This window comes from Pricia mediterranea (assembly GCF_032248455.1).
GTDB classification, from domain to species: Bacteria; Bacteroidota; Bacteroidia; order Flavobacteriales; family Flavobacteriaceae; genus Pricia; species Pricia mediterranea.
In genome coordinates, this window is sequence record NZ_JAVTTP010000001.1 from 197,579 (window position 1) to 218,191 (window position 20,613).

Genomic DNA, 20,613 nt, shown 5'->3' on the forward strand with positions numbered 1-20,613 from the left:
AAGGATACCATTAATAGAAAAGTGGTCTTATATATCCCAATTACCTTTGGGACGTAATTTATCTCCTCCCTAGTTAATTTTGGCATCGTTTACTTAGACTTGGGTTTTTCAATAGAGAATAGAATTAATGGAACTATCGCCATTAATGTAAAAATAACCAGAGTGAATATTCTTATCACAAAAACCACTTTAATCTCTTGAACGTCCAATTTCGCAAAAAGTGGCACTATGAACGAAATCAGAGATATGGACAATAGTATAGCCATTACGCTTAAATACTTCTTCGAACTGACCTTCATAATTTTTCCCATTTAGTTTACAAATTGATTGTTGTCAGATAAATCTGGTAACCTCACAAAAATTAACAATTGTGATTCTTTGTTACTACTTTTTGATATATAAAGTTATGACCAAAACCTTTCCCTGACTATTCTCAACTTTTCGGTTTTGGAAATTCCAGTTTCATTCTCCAATCCAAAGCGTTCATACCTTGTAAAAAGGCTTGGATTCCCTTGACCAAATCCTCATAGGCTGGGGAATCCCCATAAATCATCTGCTCCTGCATCGTTCTATAATCGGACTTCCAATCTTCTTCAAATTTCGATGATGGAATGGGCCGTATGTGGTGGGGCTGGTGGAAATTATAATCGACCCCACCAAGTTTCGTAAAAACAAATCTATGGTTTACGATGGTTTCATATAATCCTTGGTCATGGATGGCATTGGTCGCAAATTCCGTTTTCGATAATTGAAAAACATCGTACAAATGACGACTTAGCCTGTCTACCCTTATTTTTTCCTTGGGACGTTGAAATTCCTCGTGCAGTAGAAATAGTTTTTCCAAAAAAGTCCTTTCGGGAGTTACGGAGGGAACTGTTACCGGAGGTTCGACGAATTCGGCATCAGGATATTCCTCATCCACAAAAGAGTGTATCGGCTTTAAATCAAAGGGTTCCCTTAGGGAGCGGCAACCAATCTCAACTTGTACCCTCGGCTGGATATATCCGGGGGATTTCGTGATATAAGGATAGTAGATTTCAATAATACGCGGGTCTTGGTCGCTCGATTCAGCGGGAACGATGTTAAATTCGACATCCTTTAATCCTTTTTTCTTAAATCGCTCTTGCAACTCAGGATAGAATTCCCCTGAAATATAGGAGCTTGTTTCTTTCCTCAGTTTGGTCAATTGTTTTTTTGACAGTTCCCCGGAATACCCAAAAAATCCACGGTCAACTGCCAAGTCAACATCTTCGGAAAACCGATCTATGAGTTTCCATGCCTTGCTTAAAGACGTCCCTCCCTTAAAGACCAAATGCTCCGCTATCCCCATTTCAAAGATGACCTTCAATGTCTGGACGACCCACCAATCCTTTTCAACGGCAAAATCGGGTATTCCCGTTTTGTTTTCCACATTTTTATAGATGGCAAGCCTGTCCGCTGCAGGTATGTCGTAAAACTTCATTTTATCCATGGTTCAAACCCTTTTTCATAATCTTCCTAATCCATACCGGTGCCAGTGCAATATCGTGAAGTAAGTCCTTTTGGTCTTCTTCTTTCAAAAGAGTCACAATTTTTGCTTCTTCCTCATCGGTCAATCGTTCTTTTCCGATTTCACGAAGGGCCTGTATCACCAGTCTGCTTATCTCTCCCTTGGCAGATAAATTCTTGGGGGTGGTCTTCTTTAATTTTATGCTCCGTTTTCCCAGCTTTATCTCGCGGGGAGCTCCGTCGGTTAGAAAGACAAGCTTCATGGGAACTTGTGTACTAAGGCCCAAGGCACTTAAGGCATATACTCCAGTAGGCACTAACCTGATTTTGTCCCTTTTGGCTATGGCCATTGCGATCTCTTCTGCCGTTGGCATAACCTCTCCCGCATAATCACTTATCTTGGGGCGAACATAGATTCCTTGGGCCACCCTTTTTATAAAACCTTCTTTTTCGATTCTATGCAGGGCCAAACGTATAGCTTCCGATGAACCTAATTCCCTAAAATCATCGGGAAACAACAGTTCTCCCCTTTCCCTTTCGGAAACGGCCTTTTTTATTTTGGACTCAACACTCTCCATACATGCAAATCAATTTTGTAACAAATTTAGTAAATATTTGTTACAATTTTAATGCCGCAATTATGAAAATAGGGTTGAACAGAATAGCATAAACCATTTGAACCGATAATACGAAAGGAAATGTATGGAATCCCCGTAGGAGACTTCCATACGTTTCCGTTCCGTTTCGAGGGGGTTGTGCGAAAGCAAACCGCTCGGCCCCGACATCCCGTAGGGATTTCGGAAGGCCGTTAAGGTGCGGCTTTTGTTCAACTCCCGCAGAAACCATGGGAAGGGAGAGAAAAAGATGGGTCAATAAAAATGGAGGTTACTATGAACGGTCAAGAATACGATCACGGCCATTGTTTGGCGATATGATATCCCCAAGCGGATATTTCCAATGCCCCAAAAAGCCACACCAAATCCTTGATAAAGGGAATACCGACCATAATGAAAAGAAAGAGCAAAAACGGAATTCTCAAAAAACGTTTGAACCTAAGCAATCCTTTCATAATGATGATCATGAAAATAATAAAACCCAGAAAGGGCAATTTTTGATATAGAATTTCAATAGATAGCATATAGGTTTGGTTTTACTTTCCTTTGGTAGTTTATTTCAGACATTAATCGAGTTTACCTTGCCCGATTCCAAATTCACAAATGCCCCGTGCTTCTGTATCTGCTTATGGTACAACAACCGAAACAGACAGTCGGACGCATGGGCAACCAATACATCATTGATAAACAAGGATTGTTCTTGCAATTTGTCAGAATAGGCGCATCCCGCCCCCTGTAAGTTCGGGGTATCGTGCGCATCCAGATCGGGAAAAAAGTCGATAATGTTTTTCAGTTTATCCACCATTTCAAAATCTTCCCGTTCCATTTTTCGCTCCTCATCGAGCAACGTTCCCAAAACAAATTGCCCTGTATTCCTACTGTTGCCCAAATCCAACCAGTAGTATCTATTGGCGTAATCTGAGCTTTTATTACTGTGTTGAATCGATTGTACCAATTGTACCCGAAAACGGGCATTGTCAACGCAAGTGATGGTGATATTCGCCCGTACATCCTCTCCTTCGGGCAATGCATCCATCGGAATGCCCTGCCATTGTAGACCAAAAGCCATATTGACTTTGCATACGGCATTGACCACTTTGTATTCCCCGATATCCGATAGGGTATAAAGTTGCCGTCCTACATTGTTCGGCTCTACCTTATCGGAATCATAGGCAATGACATGCAACCCTGGGTGTCCTACTTGCCGTAGGGCATAATCTATCCTTGCCAATCTTGCGAGCATCAATGAGCCTGTTCCACCGACCCCTATCAACGCAACCGTAATGGGATGTGTCGGGTTATAAAAATAGTTGGGGGCAAAGTGTATCCTAGTTTTCATAGTGTTGGTTTAAGGTCATTTTGTTGGCTATCAATACTTCATCGTCAAATGACGGTTTCTCGAAATTTTGCTTCATTACGTTCACTATATTGCCATCTACCAATTGGTTATGGTGCGTTTCGGTGAAAACGGAACGAAAGAACTGTTGTTCCACAAATTCCATAACGTCCTCGTAGTATTCAAATCCATCATAATCCATTGAGGTATTTCCCATACACACATTGCCCTGCCTACCTATATTCAGCAACGGGGCATGGTATATAGGCGTGTCGTCCGTTAGTGCATCTTTTCGGTTCAGGGCGAATACCTTTAAAGCGTTGCCCTCCAATTTGAAAATCAATTTGGGCAAGGGATATTTTCCCGATGGGATGCCCGTTTTGGTATCGAAGTAAAGCATCCGTTGTTTGGGATGTACATACCATATCAGTTGAAAATTACCCTTAAAATCGAAGTGTATCAGGTTCTTTGGAAGCATTCCCTTGAAGCGGAACTTTATTAGATCGCCCTCCAAACAGGTAAAAATGTTTCGGGCGGTGTCCTTTGTCAATGGCATCCCTGCGGTCAACTTTGTTCCTGCTACCTCGTGGTACGAAAAGTAGTGGTCGTTGCGATAGTTCTCGTCTTCCCGTTCATATCCAATGATCGCGAATTTTGGCAAGAAGTGATCTTTGGCGTTCAATACGGCTGTTTGTTCCATGTGCTAGAGTTTATTTAAGAGTTCGCTCAGGTCATTGATAAATTCTTCCAATTGGTTCAATCGATGGGGGATGCCATCATCGAAGGGTTCTATATTTCCGTTTTCGGCAACGGTATGTTGATAGGCGGAAATAATATCGTAATCGTTCGAGCAGTCGTTGAGCATTTGGATGTACCCATTGGCGAATGCGCTATCTTCCCTATCGACTACAAGGAATGATTCCCAATGCTCGAACATACAGTCATACCCATCCTTGACGCTCAACAAAAATGGCACCTGAAAATCGATGGTTTCCGCCTTTAGCAACAATTCCTTGATTTGTTTGTAAATCGGTTTTTGAGGTTGGTATTTGTCCAATAGGGTTTTCCAATCCCTGATTTCGTAGGATTCCAAAAAGGTCTTATACCGTGCGTAGAACTTGGTCGAATGGTTCTTCATGACATTCTTGTTATCCTTGTAGTACGCTACATCCTCAAAGAGAAATTCCCATAGCCAGTCGATCCTTGATTCACAGCTTGGGAACAGTCCACCGTAGGGCAGGCTTTTGACGAAGGACAGCAGAATGTGAAAGAGTGGTCGGTTTCGATGCCTTAGTTCGATAATCGGACAGACGGGAATAAAGTACACCGTACTGCGGTTGCCGATGAACTTTTTCAATATCAACCTTAAGTTTCCATCGTCTCTAAGAACTTCGATATGGTCGATATTGCCCCTAGTCCTCAACCTATGGGTACACCGTAGTACTACATCGTCCAAACTATCGGTTGGTACAAATTCCCAATGGTCGATGCTTCTCGTAAACTTTCGGGTAACGGCTACCATCAATCGGGCAAGTTCCCGAATGTCGGTATAGGAATCCTCTTCTATTAGCGGATGGAATAGAACGGGCAACAGGTTTATGTCAGAAATGGAAAAACCTTTGGTTGCAGTACCTTCGGTCTTTGTATTCCCCGTTGATAGTGTTTCTGCTGTACCGCCCGAAACAGTCGGTCGTGGAACATTGTTAAATCTCTTGGGGGGTTCAATCTGTATTTCGGCTTGCATCGGTCTTTTCTCAAAAAATCGTCTATGTTCATCGTTCTATCCCTTTGTTCCCGCCAAGGTCTTGAAGTGGATTTCATGGTAGCCGTTTACGATACCCTTGTCCATGATGTTAGCGTTGGTCAGTTCTGCATATAACTGTGCATAGTGTTCCATAATCTGCTCATGGGTCAAGTTGTAATCGATGTCATCCAATTCTATGGAGTTGTTGTTACCATTTTGATAAACGTACTTTCGTGTTATAGTAGCTACTTCCATTAGTTGAAAAGTTGAGGGTTGTCGTATGCTTTCATATCGTCAATGACCTTTTTGGCTTCCTTGTGTTCAGGGTCTATCTTCAAAATTGCCGTGGCAAGGTCCGTAGCTTTTTTGTGGTCTTGCATCGGGTTAAAGCCCTTCTCCTTTAAGAGTTGCTTAAGCTCGGTCGCTTTCTTGGCGGTCGATTCCTTTTTCTTTTTCGCCTGTTGGGTCTTTTGTTCGGTTTCTTTCAACGATTTCTCGAAGGCAACAGTGTTCCTGAACAGGGCTTTCGTTTGCTCCAGTGGCTTTTGTAGAATTTGGAAGAATTTCTCATCCACTTCAGTAACGTTTCCCCGTAGGGTAAGTGGTTTCAGGGATTGGAGTGCCTTGTCCTTGGCGTTCGATTTGGGAAGTACGGATACGCTGACCGTCTCATCATCGAACAGAATACTGATACCATACTGTTCGATACCCATCTGTTTCAAGGTCGAAAAAAAATTGCTCATCTTGAAGAGGTATTTGCTTGTTATACAATTACTTAACTACCTTCAAGATACGCCCATACCCTTGAAAACCCTCGCAAAATCAGGCCAAAATCCACCCTTGACTTCTTCTTTCCCTCTCCACAAAATACGCCCCGAAGGGGCGTTGGAACAGGTGTTTGTAAATGGAGATTGCGCGGAGTTACTTCAATTTGTTGGAGGGGTTTCCAAGATTTTTCCAAATCTTTCAGAAATGATTCGCAACGTCAATCCAAAGATGGGAGATATGATATATGTTTTGGACCGGTTAAACCTTAACCGCCCTTTTTCGTTTGAGTTCTCTGATATCCTGTTGTAAAACCTGCATCTTGGCCGTTTTTTCCATAGGGAAGCCAATGGCTGTTTTCTTTTTATGGGTCTCCATCGAGCGTAGGTTATAATCCAAATCGAATTTTTTTGATTTGATTTCACGCGCCACCTTTTGACATAACTTGATAAGTTGCATGGCCACTTTTTCAGGGTCGAAACGCTGCTGTTTTCTACCTGAAATATGTGTGTCTTTAAATTCCAATCTAAAAGAGTAAAGATAATGCTCGTTCGAAGGCATATATTCCGCTTGAAAAACCAGATTCACATTAAGAGCGGGCAAATGGGCGACTCTTTTATGTTTTTGAATGTTCAAGTTTAGCTTTGACCGTTCGACAATTGTAAGACCCAAATGCCTGATAAACTCCTTGGGCTCCTTGTTCAAGAGTTCTTTGGATACAAGAACGGAATTTGAAATTAGATCGTTCAATCCTTCTTTTAATCGGGACGAATCCTCGAATGCACCTTCATCGATCGGTAAGTTGAAAGTTTGTATTACTTTTTGTGCGCCTTCAAGCTCGACCAATTGTGAGATGATTTGTTTGTTCTCCTTTTCGATCCGTTCAACGGCCTTAAAGGAATTTGCTTTGTTGAGTTCGTGCAATCGTTTCTGCGACTGTAAAAACTTGAGATCGTCGGAAAGCTTTACCAATTGGAACTGGTCCATATCGCCAATAAGGGCGGCCTGCATCTGTTCATACGAAAGGCTTTTGTCATCGGGAACAAGGTCATCATAAACACGTTTGTTCGGGTCGGCTTCCCGAATCTGTTCCCGAAACTTTTCTTTATGGGTATTGAGCGAATAGGAAAAGATATCGGTGGAATCTTTTATGCCATAGAACCGTTCCACGACCGTGTTGCCATAAACTTGTGCTACTTCATTGCCTTTTCGTAAACCGCGTCCGGCCCTTTGATCAAAAGCATCGGGGGAATAGGGAATATCCATATGAAAAATACCGACGACCCTTTTTTGAATGTTGGTGCCCGTACCTAAAACTTGGGTACTGCCCAGAGCTACCCGTATTTCGCCGCTTCGGATTTTCTCCTGCATTTTATCGGTCCTATTCCTTGCTTTTTCCTCTTGGGCCAAAGCAATTTCATTGGCAGGAATGCCATAGTCTTCTTGAAGGATTTCACGAACCGTGTCGTACGAGTTGTATTGTCCCGGTTTCCAAACGTTCAGGTCGGAGAATACCAGGCATACGCCTTTGTGCTCTGTTGTTTTTTTATAAAGCTCGGCAATGTCCCGGCACAGGCGTTGCAGTTTGAATTGGTCGAGTTCCGAAAAGTCGATGGCCAGATTATCCTTGGCCAAAGGGTCGATTAAAAGTGACCTGTTGATATTAAGTGCCGTTATGTGGGCGGACTTCATTTGGTCCGCGCTATAAATGGGCAACTTGAACAATGCCTTCTGGTTCCTGTCCTTGGTAAACTTTAATGAGGCCTGTTTGAGTTCTTCGTACGCCGGGGTTGATTCCAAAATGACGAATTCCCGATCGACCTCAAAGTCGTGTGTCTTGAAATGTTTGTCCCTACAGATATGGGTAAAGGAATTGTACATCTTGCTCAATTCGGGCAGGTTGGTGTAGTATCGAAATCTTGCATGCATCCGAGGGTCCCCAAAAATGTTCGGCTCAATACTTACACTTTGCTTTAGAAATATTGAGGCCCAGGCATCGAAATTGAAGATGTTCTTGCGCTTAAGCGTTGTAGGGGTAAGGTAGCGCTGATAAGCATACAGTTCGGTAACCGAGTTCTTCAAAGGGGTACCACTATAAAAAAAGATATTTTTGTCCGGCCCCATGCGATGGTGGATGGATTTTATACTGATTTCAAGGTCTAGGTTCCTTTGGCTGTCCGAATGATTGTTGAGGCCCGATACGTTCTGGTGCCGGGTCGTAAAACCGATGTTCTTGAAATAATGGGCCTCGTCGATCATCAACGCCTCTATGCCCAAATCGGTAAGGGTCGTTTCCGTTTCCCCAGAACGTTCCTCCAATTTCTTTAAGGTCGCCTGGAGCTTGTCCTCCAAATGTTCCTTTCTTTTAATCAGGCCTTTGATCAATTTTTTGGATTCCTTGATGTTCCCGTATTCCCGGGCTGTTTGCAGGTCCTGCTCGATCATATCGATTTTTTCTTCGAGGGTTTCCAGCACAAATTCCCTTGCCTTGGGAATCTGTTTTAAATGGCCGTGCTCGGCGATGATCAGGTCTATGGCCCTGTGGTTTTTGACCGTTCGCAAGGTTTTGGGCCGCTTGCTTTTGGCCATGTTTTTTGAATTCAACCGAAGCACGTTCAAGTGCGGAAAATTAGCCCTGATTTCGGCCTCAATCTGGGGGGCCACGCTTTTCAGGGTCAACAGCAATGTTCTTCTACTTTTTCCGTGCTGTTTCAGTTTATGGGCCAGCATGGCCATGGAAAGGGTCTTTCCCTTGCCCACCTGATGATCGTTCAGGGCACTTCCTTTGGTAAGCCCAAAGAGCGTGGAGTCGATTTGGTGCTGGTAGGGCGGGTATACCAAGGTGTCCGGAAAGGTAAGCCATCCTTTGGGCACCGTGATATTGACGTCGGCCAAAAAGGCCTGATAATAGTTTTCCTCGATGGTGGCTTTCAGCTCTTGACGACCCTCGATAAAGGATTTGAAATGTAGCTGAAGCTCCTCATAAAGGTTTTGCGCCATCAGGGTGGCATCTTTGTCCAATTTCCTGATGGTCTTTCCTGACCTGTCCTTATACGAAGTGAAAATGACAGGATATCGATTTTCCGCAAAATGCTGTAAAATCCGTTTGTAGTTCGCCTTGACCTCGTGGTGGAGCACAACACTAAAACGTTCGTGGGCCTCTTGGTTGAACTCCCTCGGAAACATAAGGGTCAGGGTGGAGTTGAACTGGGTCATGTTGATCTGGACCTTCTCGCCTATGAGTTCCTCCAGAAAGGATTCCTTTGCGGAAACGGGGATAAAATAACTCTCAAAATTGAACTCTATTTCAGCCAGGTCCAACTTTGTCGGAAGCAGTTCCATCAAAGCCTGTTCCATCATTTCTGTTCCAATCTCGTAAGGCGGAGGGTGTTTCCTGACATATTCGACTTTATCTTGGATATAGCCGCTGGAAAACAGAAAATAGGGAACAATGGTATAGCCCGTTTCCGATTCCGCATCGGGTTCGAGAAAAAAGGAACGTTTCTCCAATCCGTTCAATAACAGTTCCCTTTCCGTAGTCTTAAAGAATGTTGCCATGGTGCCTATATCGATCTGCCCGATATGGTCAAATTGGTAGCGTGCCATTTGTTCAGGGTTCTCGAACCGGGGCTTGTCGAGTTTTGATGGATCCGGGGCAATCTGTGACGGAACGGCTGCGGTAGGCAGTGATACTGCAATGGGAGCATTAAGAAATCGTTCCAAAGTGAACGACGGATTTTTACCATAGCCCTCTCCCTCCACCTTTTTCTCGAACTGTTGTCGGACCTGCTCGAAATAATGGTCGTCTTTCAGAAATATGAGATGCTCCTTCAGGGGCCCCCATTTAAAATGGAAGGTGTCCAGTTGGTAGTCCAGATCTTGGAAGCGTGTGGTAATCTCCTTTTGCGAAAGGCCCCGTTTTTCGATATTGAGGTTGAGCAGAATGAGGTCGTTTCTTAAACGAGCATAGTCCGACACCAATTCCCTGATTTTATGGGGCACCTTTCTTGTGCTCTGGGGGTCGGTATAGAACAACACCTCGCCCTTCTTGTTAAAGTTGTAGGTCCCAAAGAACAACCGGGAAAATTGTTTGGCCTCTTCATCGTGTAGCGTGATTACCGGTAAATTGGTATCGACAATCGGTTTCTCCGTTGCTGCTGACGATTGTTTCGCGATTTTATCCGTTTTTCGTATGGGTCTAGGTTTTTCCTGTGTGTCGGGTGGTACCGAACCGACCTTGAATTCAAAACCATTGGACCGTTCTTCCAAAAAGCCGGACAAGGGCGTTCCGTCGGGTTCGAAGACAATATTCGGCCGGTTGTGAAAAAAACCGAGCTTAGGTGTTCCGTGAACATGCTCCGGATTGTTCTTGAAAAAACGATTGGTCAGAAAGTTTTGGCCCTCCAATTCGATCGCTTCGGTATCCGCAAAATCCATCTCGTCGGCGGATAGCGCTTTTTTGTTGGAAGTCCTACGATATACCAATAGATCGGATACGACCTTGGTACCCTCGTTGGCGAACAGATCGGTATTGAAACGGTTGGCAAGCAGCAAATCGTTCTCCAGCAATATGGATTCCCTAAAACCATTGTAGGCACTTCGCTCGGCAAAGGCCGAGGAGGTAATCAGGGCGGTGACCCCACCTCGGCGTACCATTTTCGGAGCATAGAAATTGAAATAGTTGCCCACATTTTTAAGCGAGTCTTTCGTAAGGTAATCGTGGCGGTAGGCCTTGGTAATGGGAATGTCGCCAAAAGGGATATTGGTCATGACCAAATCGAAACGGGTATTTTTCCTCCGTTCCAGATAAAAATCCTCAAAAGTGGTGTTCAGTACGGTTACGCGGTCATCTTTTTGGTTATTGGCCTTAAGGATCTCAAAGGATAGGATATCGGGTTCCAAAGCGGTAATATAGGCCTTGGGAAAAGCCTTTTTCAGTTCCTGAACATAGGCACCGTTGCCTGCGGATGGCTCCAGTACGGTTTTGGGCTCGAACCCGTTTTTCTTCAGAAGACCAATCTTATATTCGATGAGGGCATTTGGCGTGTAGTAACTTGTCAAGTGGTACCGCTTCAACGAATCTAGAATTTCTTTCGAGGTCTCCGGAAACGCCTGTTCAAGTACCTGCAACAACTGTTTTCCCTGTTTTTCCTTTCTGGATGAAGGATAGAACAAGAGTTCCCCCAGCTTGGCAAGTCCGGCATTATTGATATAATAGTTATCGGGATTCGATGCCTTGATTAGGGCAACGATCTGAATCAAATGTTCCTGTTTCATCCCGGACTATTGAAGCGTTTTCAGGATGGCCGCCCTGCCCACGGGCCGTTTTTCGTCCAAGGCCCTATAGATTTTCAGGAGTTCATCATTGGCATACTCCCTCGCATGGGCCCCGACGTGACCGTCTTCCAGAAACTGTCCCTGTAATTTTGCGTGAAGGATATGGGCGTTGATGGCAAAATCAAAACGGTATTCAGCAGCATCCAAACGCGCGGTCAGGTTAGGAAAAGTTTTCAAAGCGAAATAGCAGAAATGAAGGTCAGGGCCACATTTGCCGTTGGCAAGCTGTTGCTCCCAGTCCTTGATCGTTTCCTGATGGTCGGCCCGGAACTTTTGGATTTCCGAGGTAAGTAAGAGTTCTTCTTGTGTCATGGTCTATGTCGTTTTATAGGGTTCGTTTAAATGTGTCTATTCGTTGGCGTTTTCCATGTCTCTAGACGGAGTTTCGTTCAGTTCGATAAGGTGCCCGTACAAAGCATTTTTGAATTGCATCACGGCATCAAGTGAATCGAAGCGATGCAAAACGTGACGATTCTTTTCGGAGGAAATAATAAGCTCATAGGCATTTTCCGCGGTTGGTCCGCTCCACGGTCGCAATACCCCCAAAGAAAAATCCAGCATTGTTGTGATACTTTCCATGTAAAAAGCATCCTTAAGTATTGGGCGTCCGGTTGTATCAGTAATCTTTATCTCAAAAACCATGGTGTCAAAATGATATATTAATTCCTCTTTTTTCCTTTGCCCTTAGTGGTTGCAAAGAATTGGCTTTGTTTACATATTCTCGATAGGCAGCGTAATGTTGGGGATATTTATCTCTTAAATCGGTAATGGGCCTATAATCGGCAGGCTTCGGTTTTTTGCCGTTTTGTTTGACGGCAAAATACGTTCTTCCCGAAGCGTAGTGCTTTTTTAGCAGTAAGATATCCTTGGTCGCACGTATGGGGATTTCGTCCAGCACTACCATAAAGTCCTTTTTTTCGACAAGATTTTTGGCAACCTCATATTTTAATCGTTTCGGGACGTTTTTTGATTCCAAAAAATCGTCCAGCAACATCCAATGCTTTAAGGAATCCGTATTTGCTCCCCCATCTGTAGCCTTCAGGTAGATTTTGTTCCCATGAATTCCAAGGGAAACTCCGTATCTCGTTTCGGCAAGAACGCTTATCGATTTTTGTTCAAGCAGGGAACGGAACTCTTGTACCGAAAGATAAAGACGGTTTTTTTCATTGGCGACTTTCAGATAGGGCGTTAGCACGACAAAGTTTTTCCCAATGGTTACGGGAACGAAAAGTCCCTCGGGCCCTTGTTTGAATTGAATAGGCAACCTATTGGAAAGTTTCGGCAATTTGCCGACAGGGAGCATAATCGGTTGGATACCGTTTTTCAGATACCGATTATGGGAATGGATATTTTGTAAGGCACCATTGAAAAGACGGCGCAATTTCTTTTGGATTCCCGAATCCAAATGTTCCACGTCCCTTTCGAAATACCTGTGTTTCATAAATAAGTGGTCGGATATGGAGGGATAGAGACGCTGGACAGTTTCCTTAAGAAGCGATGTGGCATAGTTATGCCAGACCGGGCAATTGTTCACGTTGTAAAAGGACATATAAGCCCTATCCTCGGTCTTATTATAGCCCAATAACAGCTTTATCAGCTTATTTTCGTCTTCGTGAACGGATATACGGCCCACGGGAACAATACCTTGGTCTTTTTGGAACAATAGGTCCCTGCTTTTTAAATGGGCCAATTGCTCTTTTAATGCGGTATTTATAAAACCGTATTTTGCCAATTCCAAGTCCCGTACATATCTCAACTTCCTTAGGTCGTTCATCTGATCGGTTGGAACTGCCTTGAATTCGAATTTTTTAAACGTATCGAAATTGGGGTCCAGAAATCGGGATACCAGATTTTTAATCCTTTGAAAGAGTTTGATGGAACTATGGCTGATATGGTACAACTTTGTTTTCATCGGTTCAATCGGATTTCAAATTGGAATACACCTCATATTTAAGGTTGAACGAAGGTGCGGGATCTACCCTTTGGCCATCCTTGATGACCTCGTAGTGCAGATGGGGGCCGGTGGATATTCCCGTACTTCCAACGGTTCCGATAAAATCATGGGCATCGAGCGCTTCCCCTTTGGTGACAACCACGGATTCCATATGCCCATAGAGCGTACTGAAGCCATAGGCATGAGAAATAATAACATGCACACCGTGACCATTAGGGTTATTTTCGATATGTGCTACCCTTCCGGCAGCGGTACAATAAATCGGGGTATCTTTCTCAGCGGCCAGATCTACCCCAAAGTGCTTTTTAGTAACACGGTGTACAGGGTGGCGGCGGTTCCCGTAGGAACTTGACAGCACATAATGTTCACGGAAGAGGGGAACCGTCGAGGGTACACTGTCCAAGATTTCGGGACGCAAGGGCAAAAAGGGTCTTAGCTGATCCAATTGTTCGAAATTCTCCAAGTCGTCCAATAGGTCGCTAAGCTTTTGGTACACCAAGTCTTCCCGTAGTTCCTTGGCAATGGGCTTCTTTATTTGTTTGGTTAGGCTTCCAAGGTATTCCGTCTTTGAGGCAGTACTGAAAAAAAATCGATTGGCCGCGAAGCAAAGAAAGAACAGCCCGACAAAAATCCAATAGCTACTGTTTTGCGGGGTAAAATGGCCACTATCGCTGGAATTGGTCACGCCGCCCACCTTTTGGGCGTATCCCTTTATCCAACCTATAGAGGCTTTCTTGATGTTCTTCCATGCACTCATAATCAATTATTGCAAGCGGTCCTAAATAAAATTTTGATAGTCCAAAAAAATATTTATATTTGTGGTAATTATTACAAATATATGTAATTTTTACAAATATGAACAACAGATGGCGAAAATTTGATGCGGTGCTAAACCTGTCGGCCTTGATGAATTATTTCGGGCTTGAAGTCCAACGAAAAACGGATAGGTTCATCTCCTATAAATTGGGAAAAGAGCGTTATATCGTTATCCATACCGAATCAGGGTATCGATACTATAAACCCGACGCGCCAAAAACAAAGCTTACTTCCTTCGACTTCATATTGGAGCGGCTTTCCCGAACCGATTCGCAGGGAAAAATAGGGCTATGGACCAAAATCGAAGATTTCTATACCGAACTCGAAAAAAAGCCGGAACTATTTCTTAATGACCGTTCAAAGGATTCGCTTGAAACCGTTGACACTAATTTTAACCATTTTGAAACTTTTGCCGAGAAACTTACCCTAAGACCGAAAAATGTAGACGGTGCCGGTTCCGACATTTTCGAGGAACGCATTTACGAAAATCCTGAAGGCCAGTTGTATTTCCCTTACCGAAATTTGGCCAACACCCTTACCGGATATGGAACCGAGAAGGATGGAAAGCTATCCCTTGTTGCGGAGAGCGATATTTCCACATCGGTATGGTTCAGCAAGGTGCCCGATACCATCAAGCATTTGGTGGTGCTCCGTAATCCCATGGAAGCCATGGCCTTTCATCGGAGGTTCAAATTGGAGGATGTGGTCTATCTCACAATTTCCGACATCAATTACGAGACCTCGAAATTACTGGTGCAAATATTAAAACGTACCAAACTTAAAAAAATGGTGCTCAGCTTTACGGGATCTTCGAAAATAGAAGGTTATATCCATGACCTGATGCTTATTTCCTTTATCAACGATTCCCGTTTTCTGTTCAGGGTGGGCAAGGACCATTTGGCCGTTCGGTTCGATCCCGAAGACCAGAAACCGTTGGCGAAGCTGCACAACGAAGTATTAAAATACAACGGTAGTCTAACAAAGGAGTATTTAAAATACAATAAGGTTACGGATCAAAGTCTTCTGAACAGGAAGAGCATCATACTGACCAAGGAAAAACAATGGGTACTATGCCGTATTCCCTTTGAGGTGAACGCACTTCGCTATTTTCTCTGGAGCTATTACCGAAACTATATGGACAAGACCGTAGAGATTGTAAAGCCTGTACACGCCAATTGGACGTTGGAATTCGAAAAGGAAGGAGCCTATGGCGGAACCGAAAAATTAAAGGCCTTTAGGATGGCCGTATAAATAAAGGGGGCGCTCCCGCCCCCTTCAATCCTTAATTCCGGACATGAAAAATGGAAATGTCATATCCAGAATTACAAAGTTAACAATTGTTTATTAATCCTTAATTTAAAACTTGAAAAATGGAAAAACAAGTAGAAAAGGTTTTCGTAAAAGTGAACCAAAAGTGGCAGAGGGCCACCGTAACCGGAGAACAGGACGGAAAGGCATCCGTCGTAACCAATGACGGGCAGTCGTTCAACGTGCCAAAAAACAAGAAGTATTTTGAACCCATTAAATCTATGGATCAGAAATTTGCCTATAAAGATTTGGAAGAACAGCTAAAGGGTCATTATGTAAGTTTTGAAAAACTCTCCCCTAGTGTGCGTGACAATCTGGCCGAGGGAAAAGAATATTTTTATGAAGGCACTTATGTTTCTGAGGGCGAGCTCAAGGAAAGTGCCAAGATGATCCAAATGGTATATGATAGGAACTTAGGCTCCCGATTGGATGTCCAGTACCGAAGAAACGAAGATGTGACGCTGGACAAGGCATGGGCCTACAACCATAGTTTCAGTGCCGATGAATTCGAACGCATGGTCGACAAAAAAGAGTTCGTCCTATTTCAGGGAAGCACCAACGATGGCGAGGTCTTTCAAAAACTGGCCTATTACGAACCGAAGGTACAAGACATCCGTACCAAGTCGGCACTTTCCACGAACACGTATTTTTACGGAAGAACCTTGACGGCAAAACAGGCGGATGCGCTGAACAAAGGCCAAGAGCTCGAAATGGAGATCAAGAGCAAGGTCCACGGCACCAAACCCTATTTGGTGTCTTGGTCCCCACGTCGGGAAACCTTTATTACCAAAAATATCGGTTTGGAAAAGGCCAAAAAGATCGAGGTAAATTCTGAAGTAAAAAAAAAGTCACGGAACCGAGGCATGAAGGTCTAACCGGTTGACCTAGTAAAGGCCGTCCGTATCGGACGGCCTTCTTTTCATTTATACTATCACAAAATGAGATATCCGGCATTCGCATATTCATGTGAAGTACCGTCAACAACTCCCATACCCTTATGAAAAACTATTCCGAAAATCCGGAGCATTATAAACAGCTGATAGCTCAAATTAATGATGAGATCGATTTTTCCGGATACCTAAGTGCTAAGGGTTACCGACTTCTCAAAAAAAGTTCGGGCTCACAGGAATTCGGCAAGGATGCGGAACGCATCGTCTTACAGATAAAAAGGAACCCCGTTTCTTATTTCAACCGCTATGATTCTGCGGACAAGGGGCTATTTTTCAAATACCTGCACAAACGCTCCGCCAACTTTTACGAGGCAGTCAAACAAGGGCTGAGCATAATCCAAAGAGATTATCCCCAACCGCCCCCCGCCAAGGTGGAAAAGAAGAACAATGGACACATCAGTCTAGAGGAGCGCTACCATATACGCTCCTTAATCCGACCGATTTACCTGACCGAAGGTCGCGGCCTCTCTCTGAAAACGCTCGAATCAACGGCGTTCAAGGGACGAATCTTTAATGCCTTCCATATAAATGACAACCACGGCCGTATTGCGAATATCGCCCTTCCCAAATATGGATTGGACGGCAACATCAAAAATTATACGCTCTACAACAAGCCTTATCGGGATAGAAAAGACGGAAAAATAAAAAAGTTCCGGCTGTACCTCAACGAACGCTATGAATACCTTTTTGTTTCCAATCCGGATATCGAAGTGGAGAAAGTGGTATGCGTGGAGAGCGGTTTTGACGCCATGGCCCACCATGAGCTTCACGGTCGTCCAAATGTCTTTTATATATCCCTATCGGGGCATATCGACGACAAGAAACTTGAACAGTCCCTTCAATGGTACAATAAAGTAAATCGCTCACATGACCTCCCGCTTCATTTAGCCTTCGACCATGATATCGAGGGAATGCGCTATGACCTCGTTTTTTTGAGCTATTGGCTCAATCGAAAATCGAATAAAGTGTTTATAGAAGCGGACTGGAAACGCCCCGTGATGCGCCTGAAATTGAACTATCTCTCCAAATCCGTTGCTATGATGGAACGGGATACGGAGTACATCAATGACACGATTTCCAATTGTCCTGACGGAATCTCTAAAGGCTTGCAAAAGGCAATTTGCTTTCGGGACAAAGTGGTCTGGGAACTGGACTTAGAAAGGATATTTCGATTCCCCCAACATTCCAGAACCTATTGGCGGCTGGCACTGGAAACACTTTCGCATTGTTTCGCCCATAGCACTTTGAAGATAGACAAATCTCCCACAATGAAGGATTGGAACGAGGAACTGATCTCGTTAAAAAAAAAGTTCGGCTGTCAACCAGTAAACCTGATATGAAGAGAGTTACGAAGCAGAAAAGCAAAACACCAAAAAGAAAGGGATATGCAAGATAAGAACAGGGGCTATATGGGCATGTATCTGTCCGCCTTCCATTTTACGATTATCCTATTTCGGGAGCAATATGCCCTGTACGTATTCCACCATGGGCATCAGGAATTTTTAGACACTATCCATGCCTTTCTACTCCGGTCCGGACTGCCTTCTCAGGGCATGGTTGCCCGTCTACTTTTATTGGGGCTATTGATGGGCGGCATCATGATGTACCGGCCGGTCAAAAAAGATGGGGTCGACCGTAGAAAAAGTACTTTGGGCTTTCTCGTTTCCTTGGCCTTCCTGTTTGTGTCATGGTGGTGTTACGGAGTTTCCGAATTGGGGATGTGGGCATCCATGACACTTCTTTCACTGGCCTACTTGGGATTGATGACCCACGGGATGCGGTTGTTCCAGTTTTTGGACTTTATGAACCCGGCAAAAGAAGACCCCTTCAACGATACAAAGGAAACCTTTGAGCAGACTGGTAATAGAATCGAAACGCCCTATTCCGCCAATATCCCTTATACTTATTCCCACAATGGCAAGAAACGAACGGGATGGATCAATTTTGTCAATCTTTTCAGGGCCTTGTTGGTCATCGGTACTCCGGGAAGCGGTAAATCCTTTTCCGTTATCGAAGAGATCATGGCCCAGTTCATCGACAAAAAATTTGCCATGGTCATCTACGATTTTAAGTTCGATACGCTTACCCGTAAAGCATACGGATATTTGCAGGAGGCCCTGAAAAAACATGGGAACGATTCCGAAATTCCCTTTCCGAAACTGTACCGTATCTGTTTTGACGACCTTCGGATGACGCACCGGAACAACCCCATGGACCCCTATGGTCTGGTCAACCAATCCGACGCCATCGATACGGCCACCACTCTCATGAAAAACCTGAATCCCGAATGGATCAAGAGACAAGACTATTTTTCCCGAAGTGCGATTAGTTATACCGGGGGCTGCATTTGGTACCTCAAAAAGAAGTCGGAAGAAACGGGTAAGTATCTCTGCACCCCCGGGCATCTTGCCATTCTGACCACCGTAAAAATCGATATCCTGATGGAGATTATGACCAAGGACGTCGAGGTACGACAAATATTGGTTCCCTTTCGGGATGCTTTGGAAAAGGAGGCCATGGAACAATTGTCGGGCCAGACCAGCACGGTACAAATAAGCCTTTCGAGTATTGCAACCAAGGAAATCTTTTATGTCATGTCCGGCAATGATTTCAGTTTGGACGTTAACGATCCCCGATATCCCAAAATCGTATCCCTTCAGAACAATCCCGAACGAAAGGAAGTCTATTCCGCACCTTTAGGCCTCTATATGAATACCATTCTCAAACGGGTGAACAAACCGGGCAAGCGGCAAATGGCATTGCTTATCGACGAGGTACCCACCCTGTTCATCATGTTGTTGCGGACCATTATCGATACCGGTAGGGAAAACAAGATCGCTACCATTTTGGGATTGCAGAGCGTCGGACAGCTTATTCTGGATTACGGTAGGGAATTGGCCGATGTCATCTATGACAACTGTGCCAACATCATCTGCGGTGCGGCCAAGGGCGAAACGGCCAAACGATTGAGCGAACTTTTTGGAAAAATCCACCAAGAGAGGGTATCAAAGAATATGAGCAGCTCCGATGTAAGCACCAATCTGAGCACACAGATGATGGAACTCTTGCCAAGAAGCAAGATCGCGTCCATGTCCACAGGGCATTTTGCCGGGCTGGTCGCCGATACTTTCGAACACCAAATCAAGGAAAAGAAATGTTATGGCCAACTGCTCCCCGATATCGAGGGAAAGCGTAGGGCCATGAAGCACAATCTGCCCATGGTCAATGATTTCAGGCCAGAAAATTTTGAGGACTTGTTCGAAGCGCAGATGACGATCGTATGGGAACTTGAACTTCCAATAAATGCAATGGATCTGTTTACAAGGGAAATCGGGTACATCGAATTTTATGGCACCCATCTGGAAGAAGTGGCCAAAAACAAATTTACCAACGGCACTAAGCGGCGAATTTTCAAGGATGTGGTCAGGGAGCTTCGCCTGTTCGATTTCAGGGATACTATTTTAGAGCTGTTGGAATCGAATTCAGGACACTCCGAGTGGAACCATCTATTTGAACATATCGTGGAGGAATTTCTGGTGCGGACGGAAATGGACCGTGTGGCCCAGGCAGAATTTGACAAGATCATCAATGAAGTGGACAGCTTGGTAAAAGAGGAATACAAGGCAGTTACCGGAAAGGAGTTAAAGAGTGCCATATTTGACGAAAAGAAAATAAATGGCGAGATTGCAAAGGCCATCAACAACTCTGAGGCGGCCGTGGAAAAGTTCATGGACGATTTCGGTAATGGTCTGGACGAGTCCCTCTCTCAAAGTTTGGCGGCACTTCAGGAAGAAACGGAATATGATTTTGGGGAGGAATTTTCCTCGTATCCCATAGAAAACTATGAATAATGGATATAGAATCAATCATCAAATTGGACTCCAAGGATCTCGGATATATTGGGGAGCGCCTAAAGGAAATACGTCTCGAACTGGTGGAACTGGACGACACCGAGGACAAAAGGTTCAGCGAGTTTTCCGTAACCAAGCTGAGCGAACGCCTGAACATGGACCGGACTACTTTGGCCAATGTGGAGCGTGGCTCTTCCATGGTCAATTCCATCAAGATCATTCTTTACTTCTACAGCCTGGGCTATAACCCCATTTGGATCCTGTTACCCGATAATGAGTTCGTACAAAAACGTAATCTTGGAGAAAATATGGTCTATCAAGAGGGGCTACGGGAAAAATACCTTGAGATGGAGGAACGGGTTTCCGGGGCCATGAAGGATTTTAAGTCTTCACTGTAGCACACTCTTGGTTTTGAATATTCCCTAATCTGATAGCTTCAATTTCCCCAAT

General features: G+C 44.2%; 18 protein-coding genes. 5 read left to right on the forward strand and 13 right to left on the reverse strand.

The window, feature by feature from the left end; genetic code table 11:
• Positions 1-433: 433 nt before the first annotated feature.
• The 13 genes from RQM65_RS00775 to RQM65_RS00835 all read right to left on the reverse strand — a co-directional run bounded on the left by RQM65_RS00775 (position 434) and on the right by RQM65_RS00835 (position 13,995).
• Positions 434-1,471 carry a nucleotidyl transferase AbiEii/AbiGii toxin family protein gene (locus RQM65_RS00775; RefSeq protein WP_314012023.1) on the reverse strand — a complete coding sequence of 346 codons (1,038 nt, stop codon included), beginning with the start codon at positions 1,469-1,471 and terminating at the stop codon, positions 434-436.
• Complete coding sequence (locus RQM65_RS00780) at positions 1,464-2,066, reverse strand: AbiEi antitoxin N-terminal domain-containing protein (protein ID WP_314012025.1); 603 nt, start codon at positions 2,064-2,066, stop codon at positions 1,464-1,466. The genes RQM65_RS00775 and RQM65_RS00780 overlap by 8 nt, the downstream gene beginning before the upstream one ends.
• A gap of 332 nt (positions 2,067-2,398) precedes the next feature.
• A complete protein-coding gene (locus tag RQM65_RS00785) occupies positions 2,399-2,626 on the reverse strand; it encodes a hypothetical protein (RefSeq protein ID WP_314012027.1) in 228 nt (75 codons plus the stop codon).
• Between the two features lie 35 nt (positions 2,627-2,661).
• Complete coding sequence (locus tag RQM65_RS00790; protein WP_314012029.1) at positions 2,662-3,441, reverse strand: PRTRC system ThiF family protein; 780 nt, start codon at positions 3,439-3,441, stop codon at positions 2,662-2,664.
• Complete coding sequence (locus tag RQM65_RS00795) at positions 3,431-4,138, reverse strand: hypothetical protein (RefSeq protein ID WP_314012031.1); 708 nt, start codon at positions 4,136-4,138, stop codon at positions 3,431-3,433. The genes RQM65_RS00790 and RQM65_RS00795 overlap by 11 nt, the downstream gene beginning before the upstream one ends.
• A gap of 3 nt (positions 4,139-4,141) precedes the next feature.
• Positions 4,142-5,182, reverse strand: a complete 1,041-nt coding sequence (locus RQM65_RS00800) for a hypothetical protein (protein WP_314012033.1) — start codon at positions 5,180-5,182, stop codon at positions 4,142-4,144.
• A 36-nt stretch (positions 5,183-5,218) separates the two neighbouring features.
• Positions 5,219-5,437, reverse strand: a complete 219-nt coding sequence (locus tag RQM65_RS00805; RefSeq protein WP_314012034.1) for a PRTRC system protein C — start codon at positions 5,435-5,437, stop codon at positions 5,219-5,221.
• Positions 5,437-5,925: a PRTRC system protein E gene (locus tag RQM65_RS00810; RefSeq protein ID WP_314012036.1), complete on the reverse strand. Its 489-nt coding sequence runs from the start codon at positions 5,923-5,925 to the stop codon at positions 5,437-5,439. The genes RQM65_RS00805 and RQM65_RS00810 overlap by 1 nt, the downstream gene beginning before the upstream one ends.
• A gap of 283 nt (positions 5,926-6,208) precedes the next feature.
• The gene (locus tag RQM65_RS00815; RefSeq protein ID WP_314012037.1) at positions 6,209-11,224 is read right to left on the reverse strand and encodes a helicase-related protein; all 5,016 of its coding nucleotides are present in this window, start codon (positions 11,222-11,224) and stop codon (positions 6,209-6,211) included.
• A gap of 6 nt (positions 11,225-11,230) precedes the next feature.
• Positions 11,231-11,596 carry a hypothetical protein gene (locus tag RQM65_RS00820; protein WP_314012038.1) on the reverse strand — a complete coding sequence of 122 codons (366 nt, stop codon included), beginning with the start codon at positions 11,594-11,596 and terminating at the stop codon, positions 11,231-11,233.
• A 36-nt stretch (positions 11,597-11,632) separates the two neighbouring features.
• Entirely contained in the window at positions 11,633-11,863 is a 231-nt protein-coding gene (locus tag RQM65_RS00825; protein ID WP_314012039.1) for a hypothetical protein, read from the reverse strand.
• 67 nt (positions 11,864-11,930) lie between these two features.
• On the reverse strand, positions 11,931-13,196 hold the full coding sequence (locus RQM65_RS00830) for a hypothetical protein (RefSeq protein ID WP_314012040.1): 1,266 nt from the start codon (positions 13,194-13,196) through the stop codon (positions 11,931-11,933).
• 4 nt (positions 13,197-13,200) lie between these two features.
• Positions 13,201-13,995, reverse strand: a complete 795-nt coding sequence (locus RQM65_RS00835) for a M23 family metallopeptidase (protein WP_314012041.1) — start codon at positions 13,993-13,995, stop codon at positions 13,201-13,203.
• Positions 13,996-14,093: 98 nt separating this feature from the next.
• On the opposite strand from RQM65_RS00835, the gene RQM65_RS00840 reads away from it, so the two are divergent.
• The 5 genes from RQM65_RS00840 (at position 14,094) to RQM65_RS00860 (ending at position 20,561) form a co-directional block, all read left to right on the forward strand.
• Positions 14,094-15,305 (forward strand): hypothetical protein, encoded by a 1,212-nt coding sequence (locus RQM65_RS00840; RefSeq protein WP_314012042.1) that lies wholly within the window; start codon positions 14,094-14,096, stop codon positions 15,303-15,305.
• 119 nt (positions 15,306-15,424) lie between these two features.
• The gene (locus RQM65_RS00845) at positions 15,425-16,237 is read left to right on the forward strand and encodes a hypothetical protein (RefSeq protein WP_314012043.1); all 813 of its coding nucleotides are present in this window, start codon (positions 15,425-15,427) and stop codon (positions 16,235-16,237) included.
• A gap of 122 nt (positions 16,238-16,359) precedes the next feature.
• Positions 16,360-17,652, forward strand: coding sequence for a hypothetical protein (locus tag RQM65_RS00850; RefSeq protein WP_314012044.1), 1,293 nt, complete (start codon positions 16,360-16,362; stop codon positions 17,650-17,652).
• Between the two features lie 45 nt (positions 17,653-17,697).
• Positions 17,698-20,163 (forward strand): type IV secretory system conjugative DNA transfer family protein, encoded by a 2,466-nt coding sequence (locus RQM65_RS00855; protein WP_314012045.1) that lies wholly within the window; start codon positions 17,698-17,700, stop codon positions 20,161-20,163.
• Positions 20,163-20,561: a hypothetical protein gene (locus tag RQM65_RS00860; RefSeq protein WP_314012046.1), complete on the forward strand. Its 399-nt coding sequence runs from the start codon at positions 20,163-20,165 to the stop codon at positions 20,559-20,561. The genes RQM65_RS00855 and RQM65_RS00860 overlap by 1 nt, the downstream gene beginning before the upstream one ends.
• Positions 20,562-20,613: the final 52 nt, after the last annotated feature.

Excerpts from the sequence above, each read along its gene's own strand:
- RQM65_RS00825 (WP_314012039.1), bottom strand. The coding sequence starts at position 11,863 with ATGGAAAGTATCACAACAATGCTGGATTTTTCTTTGGGGGTATTGCGA.
- RQM65_RS00780 (WP_314012025.1), bottom strand. The coding sequence starts at position 2,066 with ATGGAGAGTGTTGAGTCCAAAATAAAAAAGGCCGTTTCCGAAAGGGAA.
- RQM65_RS00835 (WP_314012041.1), bottom strand. The coding sequence starts at position 13,995 with ATGAGTGCATGGAAGAACATCAAGAAAGCCTCTATAGGTTGGATAAAG.
- RQM65_RS00800 (WP_314012033.1), bottom strand. The coding sequence starts at position 5,182 with ATGCAAGCCGAAATACAGATTGAACCCCCCAAGAGATTTAACAATGTT.
- RQM65_RS00810 (WP_314012036.1), bottom strand. The coding sequence starts at position 5,925 with ATGAGCAATTTTTTTTCGACCTTGAAACAGATGGGTATCGAACAGTAT.
- RQM65_RS00820 (WP_314012038.1), bottom strand. The coding sequence starts at position 11,596 with ATGACACAAGAAGAACTCTTACTTACCTCGGAAATCCAAAAGTTCCGG.
- RQM65_RS00845 (WP_314012043.1), top strand. The coding sequence starts at position 15,425 with ATGGAAAAACAAGTAGAAAAGGTTTTCGTAAAAGTGAACCAAAAGTGG.
- RQM65_RS00840 (WP_314012042.1), top strand. The coding sequence starts at position 14,094 with ATGAACAACAGATGGCGAAAATTTGATGCGGTGCTAAACCTGTCGGCC.
- RQM65_RS00850 (WP_314012044.1), top strand. The coding sequence starts at position 16,360 with ATGAAAAACTATTCCGAAAATCCGGAGCATTATAAACAGCTGATAGCT.
- RQM65_RS00855 (WP_314012045.1), top strand. The coding sequence starts at position 17,698 with ATGCAAGATAAGAACAGGGGCTATATGGGCATGTATCTGTCCGCCTTC.
- RQM65_RS00795 (WP_314012031.1), bottom strand. The coding sequence starts at position 4,138 with ATGGAACAAACAGCCGTATTGAACGCCAAAGATCACTTCTTGCCAAAA.
- RQM65_RS00815 (WP_314012037.1), bottom strand. The coding sequence starts at position 11,224 with ATGAAACAGGAACATTTGATTCAGATCGTTGCCCTAATCAAGGCATCG.
- RQM65_RS00860 (WP_314012046.1), top strand. The coding sequence starts at position 20,163 with ATGGATATAGAATCAATCATCAAATTGGACTCCAAGGATCTCGGATAT.
- RQM65_RS00775 (WP_314012023.1), bottom strand. The coding sequence starts at position 1,471 with ATGGATAAAATGAAGTTTTACGACATACCTGCAGCGGACAGGCTTGCC.
- RQM65_RS00830 (WP_314012040.1), bottom strand. The coding sequence starts at position 13,196 with ATGAAAACAAAGTTGTACCATATCAGCCATAGTTCCATCAAACTCTTT.
- RQM65_RS00790 (WP_314012029.1), bottom strand. The coding sequence starts at position 3,441 with ATGAAAACTAGGATACACTTTGCCCCCAACTATTTTTATAACCCGACA.
- RQM65_RS00785 (WP_314012027.1), bottom strand. The coding sequence starts at position 2,626 with ATGCTATCTATTGAAATTCTATATCAAAAATTGCCCTTTCTGGGTTTT.
- RQM65_RS00805 (WP_314012034.1), bottom strand. The coding sequence starts at position 5,437 with ATGGAAGTAGCTACTATAACACGAAAGTACGTTTATCAAAATGGTAAC.